The organism is Iodobacter sp., assembly GCF_025352645.1.
Classification (GTDB): Bacteria; Pseudomonadota; Gammaproteobacteria; order Burkholderiales; family Chitinibacteraceae; genus Iodobacter.
Genome location: NZ_JANXSO010000138.1, coordinates 41668 through 48718, shown reverse-complemented (window position 1 = coordinate 48718; position 7051 = coordinate 41668). Strand labels below are relative to the sequence as shown.

Annotated in this window: 9 protein-coding genes and 1 tRNA gene; all 10 read left to right on the top strand. The window is 49.4% G+C overall.

The genetic code is table 11. From position 1 onward, the window contains the following. The coding region (gene fliD / locus Q0R17_RS15895; protein ID WP_293936598.1) for a flagellar filament capping protein FliD at positions 1 to 471 on the top strand (471 nt) is incomplete at its 5' end. Positions 472 to 630: 159 nt separating this feature from the next. Beyond that, the gene (fliS, locus tag Q0R17_RS15890; RefSeq protein ID WP_293936595.1) at positions 631 to 1017 is read left to right on the top strand and encodes a flagellar export chaperone FliS; all 387 of its coding nucleotides are present in this window, start codon (positions 631 to 633) and stop codon (positions 1015 to 1017) included. Beyond that, positions 1004 to 1285 (top strand): hypothetical protein, encoded by a 282-nt coding sequence (locus Q0R17_RS15885; RefSeq protein WP_293936594.1) that lies wholly within the window; start codon positions 1004 to 1006, stop codon positions 1283 to 1285. The genes fliS and Q0R17_RS15885 overlap by 14 nt, the downstream gene beginning before the upstream one ends. Continuing rightward, positions 1282 to 2199 carry a flagellar hook-length control protein FliK gene (locus tag Q0R17_RS15880; protein ID WP_293936592.1) on the top strand — a complete coding sequence of 306 codons (918 nt, stop codon included), beginning with the start codon at positions 1282 to 1284 and terminating at the stop codon, positions 2197 to 2199. The genes Q0R17_RS15885 and Q0R17_RS15880 overlap by 4 nt, the downstream gene beginning before the upstream one ends. A 17-nt stretch (positions 2200 to 2216) precedes the next feature. After that, entirely contained in the window at positions 2217 to 2657 is a 441-nt protein-coding gene (locus tag Q0R17_RS15875; RefSeq protein WP_293936590.1) for a flagellar basal body-associated protein FliL, read from the top strand. Between the two features lie 3 nt (positions 2658 to 2660). Then, entirely contained in the window at positions 2661 to 3368 is a 708-nt protein-coding gene (fliA, locus tag Q0R17_RS15870; protein WP_293936588.1) for an RNA polymerase sigma factor FliA, read from the top strand. 18 nt (positions 3369 to 3386) lie between these two features. Continuing rightward, on the top strand, positions 3387 to 4253 hold the full coding sequence (motA, locus tag Q0R17_RS15865; protein WP_293936586.1) for a flagellar motor stator protein MotA: 867 nt from the start codon (positions 3387 to 3389) through the stop codon (positions 4251 to 4253). Beyond that, positions 4250 to 5200 carry a flagellar motor protein MotB gene (locus Q0R17_RS15860; protein ID WP_293936583.1) on the top strand — a complete coding sequence of 317 codons (951 nt, stop codon included), beginning with the start codon at positions 4250 to 4252 and terminating at the stop codon, positions 5198 to 5200. The genes motA and Q0R17_RS15860 overlap by 4 nt, the downstream gene beginning before the upstream one ends. A gap of 238 nt (positions 5201 to 5438) precedes the next feature. After that, positions 5439 to 5514: transfer RNA gene (locus Q0R17_RS15855), tRNA-Met, on the top strand. A gap of 114 nt (positions 5515 to 5628) precedes the next feature. Continuing rightward, on the top strand, positions 5629 to 7017 hold the full coding sequence (locus tag Q0R17_RS15850) for an alpha/beta hydrolase (RefSeq protein WP_293936580.1): 1389 nt from the start codon (positions 5629 to 5631) through the stop codon (positions 7015 to 7017). The last annotated feature ends 34 nt before the right edge of the window (positions 7018 to 7051 follow it).

Sequence of the window (7051 nt, the reverse complement as noted above, 5' to 3'; positions counted from 1 at the left end):
AATGACAGTGGCAAACGGGACGCAGGTGGTGCATTTGCCTCTGATTCGGGTATTCGTGCGCTGCGGGATAAATTAAACGGCTTGGTCAGGCAAAGCTTTGATGGCGTGCGCCTGATGGACTTTGGCGTAAAAACCGATCGCGACGGCAATCTATCGCTTGATCGCACTAAGCTCGATAAAGCGCTGATCGAAAACCCAGCGGGGCTAGAGAAGATTTTTAACGCCAGCACGGGTACCGATCTAATTAAAGAAAATAATGATTACCTCGGCAAATGGCTAAACGCCAGCAATGGTCTGTTAAAAGCGCGCAAGGAATCGGTGTCTAAAGCAGGCATTGATCTGGCTGCTGCGAGCAATAAGATTTCTCAGCAGTACGATCAGGCTTACCAGCGTGCATTAAAGCAATTTACCCAGCTAAAGCAGCTGCAGGCGCAAATGGGTGAGACATCCAATATGTTTAACAATATGTAATGAGAGACAGCGGTCTTTGTAGGGTGGGCAGCTTATTTTGCCCACGCGGACTAGTGCAGCGTGGGCAGAAAAACGTGCCCATCCTACAAATGCTTAAATTGGTAGGATTGGGTTCAACCGCCATACGCCATATATATACAGAGTACAGGAGCTTAGATTTTGGATTACGAAGCTTATAGCAGTTATCACTCGGTGAATTTGGAAGCGCAGACTTCTAATGCATCGCCAGTGCAATTGGTTTTGGTTTTATTTGATGGCCTTTTGGAAGAACTCGCTCGTGCCAAAGCGCATATGGAACACAAGCGTTTCGAGCAAAAAGGCGAGAGCATCAATAAATGTATTGATATCTTAAATGGCCTGTCTAGCGCACTTGATTTTGACCAAGGCGGTGAGGTGGTTACCAATCTGGCGCGCTTATACGATTTTTGCGTTTACCGCCTTTACAGCGCCAGCAGTCAGTTGGATATCGAAGCCGTGGTGGAAGTTGAACAATTATTAGGCACTTTGCGTGGTGGTTGGCTGGGTGTGCGTGATGCCAAGGCTTAAAGTAATTCGCAGCAAAATAAGCCAGATGCAGGGCGCATTGGCAGCGCAAGATTGGGATCAACTGCTGCTGCTGGATGAGCAGTTCTCCACTTTGCTGGCTGGACAAGTTTGGGATCAACAGGAGCAGCTTGCCCTGCAAGAGGTGCGGGATGCATACGCCACTATGCAGGAAGCCTGCCGCCTAGCGACTAAAGAATTGGCGGATAAATTGGCGCAGTTTGCCGTGCAGCGCGATGCCAGCCTTGCCTATGCGGCGGAGGCGCTATGAACTTGCTCGCAACTACGCCGGCTGCTCCGGCAGAATTAAGCCCATTGCCCATCTCGATTCCTGCGCTTGATCCTAGTTTGTTGGTTATGTCTTTTAGCGCTGAGATGCAGGACTGCGCAGCGCCTGCGGCTGAGGTCACAACTGCAGAGTTTACAGAGCCGACAGAGCAGCCTTTGGCAGCGACTACGGATACGTCCCTCTTGAGTATGCCCGCGTTCTTCGCGCCGATTATTCCTCAGCGGCCTCAGCCACCAGCATCCGCGCCTGCCGCTGAGTGGGGGCTCGCTGAGCAGATATCCGTGGCCCCCGCAGCGCCAGCGCTTATTGCTGCTCCGCTGATGAGTCAGCCACGCCAAGATGCTGATGCGCCTGTACTAAAGAATGATGCTGTGGCAGTGATCGCCAATGATGCGCCAGATCAGCCTATTGCTATGCGCCCTTTTGAATTAACTACGCTGGCCGTCAGCAGCGCGCCAGAAGCCAAGCCATCTGAATGGGCACCGATTAAGCTGGAGCCCACTCAGCCCGCTACTTGGTCACGCCAGTTAGAAACGGCACTAAAAGATCGCATCGATGTGCAGCTTGGGCATGGTATTGAGCGCGCGGTGATTAAATTATCCCCGCCTATGCTCGGCTCATTAGAAATCAGTATTAAACACGAAGCGGGTGCTTTATCGGTGCAATTGCACGCCAGCAATAGCGATGTCACCAAGCAGCTGCATGCAATTACCGAGCAGATGCGTACTGATTTAAGCCAAAAGGAATACAGCAGCGTAGCTGTTGAGGTGAGAGATTCATCTACAAATGGCTCGCCAAATAAAAAACATCAGCAGCAGCCGGATGAGGTTGGTAAAGCTTTAGCAGAATTAAACGAAGAAGCGAGTGAGTTTGGCTCCATTCTGGCGCGCATTTAATCGATCTGGAAATCACCATGTCTAAGAATATTATTTTTATTGTTTTAGGTTTATTAGTTGCTGCTGGAGTGGGCGGTGGGGCGGCTTATTACTTTAAGCAAGATAGCGCCCCTAAAGTAGTTAAGCATGAGCCAATTGAATATAAGTTTGCCACGGTGGATAAGATTATTGTCATGCTGCGTAATGACGATGGCAGCTCTTTATCTACGCATTATATTGCGGTGGATTTGGTGTTTAGAACCAGTAAGGAAAAAGAAGCTGAAATTAAAAACCATCTGCCTTTTTTAAAGAGTACCGCCGTAAAGGTTTTATCGCATCTTAATCTCACTATAGCCAATAAAATGACCATAGAAGATTATCACAGTTTATTAAATAAAGAATTTGCGACTGCCTATATTGGCGGAGGTTCAGAAAAGCCATTTTCTGATGTGATGGTTAGTAAATTGATTGTTGAGTAAATTGTGGATCTTGCCGACGCATACATTCATTTGGATAGCACCTTAGATGCTAAACAAGAAGCGGCTTTACTTGCGGAATATACGCCTTTGCTGAATCGGGTGCTTAGGCAGCTTTCTTCCCAAGTGGGTGCTGTTTTAGATCGTGAAGATATGGAGCAAATTGGCCTGATGGCCTTGCTCGATTCCTTGCGGCGCTATGGCACGCCCGATGATAAATTTATTGGCTTTGCATTATTGCGTATGCGCGGTGCAATTTTAGATGAATTAAGGCGATTAGATTGGCGGCCCAGGTCGGTAAGGCAAAGCGCGCACCGCATTCGGGATGAGATTAGAGCCTTAAGAAAAAAACTAGGTAAAGAGCCTACTGAGGCCGATGCGGTACAAGGCTTAAGTATTAGCGCTCAGGAATACCGTGAGTATCAAATGGCAGAAAATGCCGAAGTATTATCGAGTTTTGATGATTTATTAGCGGGCGGTGCACATGAATCAGGCGGGGCAGAATCGCCGGAAAATGCGGTGATTAATCGGCTGAGCCTAGCACGTGCTTTATTAAACCTAGATGAAAAAGAGCAGCGCGTTATCCAAATGTATTACGAGTTTGAATTAAATTTAAAAGAAATTGCTTTGGTGCTGGATTTAACAGAAGCGCGGGTTTGCCAAATTAATAAATCGGCAATTAAGAAAATGAAAATCGCCCTTGGCGGGGCTTAATTAGAGTTGGAATAAAGCATGCAGCTGTTGTTAGGTATTGGCATCGTAATGATGTGTGTGTTTGGTGGGTTTTTTATGATTGGTGGTACTTTCCACTTAATCTGGCAACCGGTTGAGCTGTTAATCATTATTGGCGCGGGCTTTGGTGCCTTGGTATTGGGCAATCCTAAACATGTACTGGCAGAAATGTTGGGGCAAATTCGCCGTGTGGTGATGGGCAAGAAGCAGGGGCCAGATTTTCAGCGCCAATTATTATTACTCATGTACGAGCTATTAATTACTGCGGGCCAAGGGCTAAAAGCACTCGATCAGCACGTTGAATCGCCAAGAGAAAGCGCCTTATTTCAACGTTACCCGCTAGTGTTGGAGCAGCCTAAATTACTGGCCTTTATTGTGGATAACTTCCGCCTAATGGCGATGGGAAAAATCAATGCGCATGAATTAGAAGGCGTGCTAGAGCAAGAATTAGAAGCCATTCACGAAGAGCTGAATCAGCCTTCTAAATCGCTGCATAAAATCTCTGAAGGGATGCCAGGCTTTGGGATTTTGGCCGCGGTGCTAGGGATTGTGATGACCATGCACACCATTAGTGAAGGCGCTGAAGTGGCCGAAATTAGCGAGCGCGTGGGCGCTGCAATGGTGGGGACATTTATTGGGATTTTCCTCTGCTACGGTGTGTTGGATCCGCTGTGCAATATGATGCATCAGCAGGTAAAAGAAGAATTATCCAATCTGGAATGCGTAAAAGTGGTGCTGGTAACGCATGTATCGGGCAAACCGCCTTTGCTGGCGATTGATGCTGGGCGTCGTTTGGTGCAGCTCAATATTAAACCTAGTTTTTCTCAGCTGGAAATGTGGATCAACACGCTAGAGGGAACGGCGTGAGCAATAAGAATAATAAACACGAAGAAACAATTATCCGCCGCGTTTCTCGCAAGCAAAGTTCTGAAGCGCACGGTGGAGCATGGAAAGTGGCCTTTGCGGATTTTGTGCTGGCATTGATGTGTTTGTTTCTGGTGCTATGGGTTCTTTCAGCCCGCGATAAAGAAAATATTGAGCGGGTTTTGCGCAACGGTGCGGGCCGCTCTTTGGCCAGCAATGGTAACCGCGAGCTAATCGATCATCAGGGCAATCCTCAGGGCAGTTTAATTGCACGTGAGCCGGTGCCGGGTAGCAATCAATCTGGCTCGATTCAGACCACGCCAGGGCAGGGCGGCGGGGCGCAGGCCTCTTTGCAATACTCAGATAATGCCTCACCTAAAAAACATTACGACACGCCGCGTGATATGCAGGAGCTGGCGCAAACATTTGTTCAGCTATTTAAAGAAGCTGGACTTTCAGACAATATCCAAACCATTATCACGCCCTATGGCCTGCGCATCATGCTGCACGACACCGATAAACAAGGCATGTTTGAGCGTGGCAGCCAAGTACCAAGTGAGCGCTTTCGCCGCCTACTGCTCAAAATGGGCGCAATCTTCTCCCACATCGATCACCAGCTTTTGGTGATTGGGCATACCGATTCAATGCAATATAAGAATGCCAATTACGCCGCGTTTTCTAATTGGAGCTTATCTAGCAACCGCGCCATGGCCGCCAGAGTGGGGCTACTAGAAGGCGGCATGCCGGTAGAGAATATCCTGCAAGTGGTCGGTATGGCCGATCGTGCGCCTTATGACGCTCAAAACCCGCAAGCCGCATCCAATCGCCGCATAGAGCTATTGGTGCTGACACAAGAGCAGGCCCAAGAAATGGCCGCCATGTTTGGTATGCCCAATGGCGGTAAAAATGAGATCAGCGTGGATAAATTGAACGCAACCCTAGCAAAGTAGGGGCACGGCAAGCCGTACCTTCTTTAAGGTATTTCCTAATTATGTCTCTTTCTCAAACAAAGCCATCTATTGCATGTAGGGCAATATACTGTAGGGGCGCAGCAAGCAGCGCCCCTACGAGTTAACTCTATTAACCTTGATATGCTCAGACAAACGACAAAAAACGAGCAAGAGACATAATCAGGGGGTATTTAAGATTGACGCTAGCCGCCACACAGGCTATAGTCCGCCTCTCTGTCGCGGGGTGGAGCAGTTGGCAGCTCGTCGGGCTCATAACCCGAAGGTCACAGGTTCGAGTCCTGTCCCCGCAACCAAGAATACTAAGCCCCTGATCACTATGTGATCAGGGGCTTTTCAATTTCCACTCGCCACGTTTTAGGCAAGCCCTAGGTTATACTTGCGTCAATCTTATTAATACAAAGATAGCGATGCAAGTATTAATCCTCTCCCTCCTCTTATTCAGCTTTTCTGCCCATGCGGCAACTAAGCCTTGCCACATTGATGGCTTTGCTAGCGAAGTACAATGCGGGCAAATTGAACGCCCGCTGAATCCTCGCGATCCTTCTAGCAAAAAAATTCAGATTCACTATATGGTTTTGCAGGCGCAAGACCGTAATAAACTCGCCGATCCTGTGTTTATGTTGGCGGGTGGCCCAGGCCAAAGCGCGATTAATGTCGCCAGTTGGGCACAAGGGCCGCTCAATAAATTGCAGCGCCGCCGTGATTTAGTGTTTGTAGATCAGCGCGGCACAGGCCGCTCCGCGCCGCTGGAGTGCCCAGAAACGCAGGATTTAAGTAAGATTGCTGATGCTGAATGGGGCATTGTAGCGCTTAAAAGTTGCAAGGCTCAGTTGCAAAAACTTCCCTATGGCGATCTGCGTTTTTTTACCACGGCCATTGCCGTGCAGGATTTAGAAGCTGTGCGCAAAAACGAGGGCTATCCGGCGATTAATCTGTTGGGGGTTTCTTATGGCACGCGTGTGGGGCTGGAGTATTTACGCCAGTATCCGCAAGCGCTAAGGCGCGTGGTGCTCGATGGCATCGTGCCGCCCGATTACGCCTTGTCCGGTAGCGATTTACAAAAATCACTCGATAGCTTGTTTAGCGATTGCAGCCGCGATGCAGCTTGCCAAAAAGCCTACCCCCAGCTGGCGCAGAACTGGCGAGAGCTACTTGCCAGTATGCCCAAATCTACCGCACTCAAGCATCCTCGTTTAAGCACCGAGGCAACAGTGAACATGAGCCGCGATACCGTGTTGGGCATGGTATCGGCGGTATTGTATTCACCGTTAAATAGCTCGGGCCTGCCGTTTGCCATTACAGAGGCCAAAGCAGGGCGCTTTAATCCACTCTTGGCTTTGAGTGGTATGACGGCATTGCCCAACCCAGGCAATATTGCGGTGGGCATGCATTATTCGGTGTGGTGTGCGGAAGAAGCGGCGCGCTTACCGCTGGCGGTGGAGAAGGATGATTTTGGCCGTTTTCGCACTGAAACCTATCGCAAAGTCTGTGCCGATTGGCCGCGCGGCGAAGTTCCGGCCGCGTTTTACACCATTCCTAAAAGCCCCCAGCCGGTATTGCTATTAAGCGGCGGCCTTGATCCCGTGACGCCTCCCGCCCACGCGGCCCACGTCGCTCAAGCCTTGGGGGCAAAGGCAAGACAAGTGGTGCTGGGCAAATCCGGCCACGGCATGCTGATGCAAAGCTGCGTGGATGATCTGGTGTACCGCTTTATAAATGCGGAAGACGCGCAAAAAACAGACTTAAGCTGCGTAAAACCTATCCCAAGGCCTGTGGTGTGGGTCTTGCCTAAATAGCTTAAAAAGATCTGTAGACACAGAGCTAAATGAG

Excerpts from the sequence above, each read along its gene's own strand:
- Q0R17_RS15885 (WP_293936594.1), top strand. The coding sequence starts at position 1,004 with ATGCCAAGGCTTAAAGTAATTCGCAGCAAAATAAGCCAGATGCAGGGC.
- Q0R17_RS15880 (WP_293936592.1), top strand. The coding sequence starts at position 1,282 with ATGAACTTGCTCGCAACTACGCCGGCTGCTCCGGCAGAATTAAGCCCA.
- Q0R17_RS15875 (WP_293936590.1), top strand. The coding sequence starts at position 2,217 with ATGTCTAAGAATATTATTTTTATTGTTTTAGGTTTATTAGTTGCTGCT.
- motA (WP_293936586.1), top strand. The coding sequence starts at position 3,387 with ATGCAGCTGTTGTTAGGTATTGGCATCGTAATGATGTGTGTGTTTGGT.
- Q0R17_RS15850 (WP_293936580.1), top strand. The coding sequence starts at position 5,629 with ATGCAAGTATTAATCCTCTCCCTCCTCTTATTCAGCTTTTCTGCCCAT.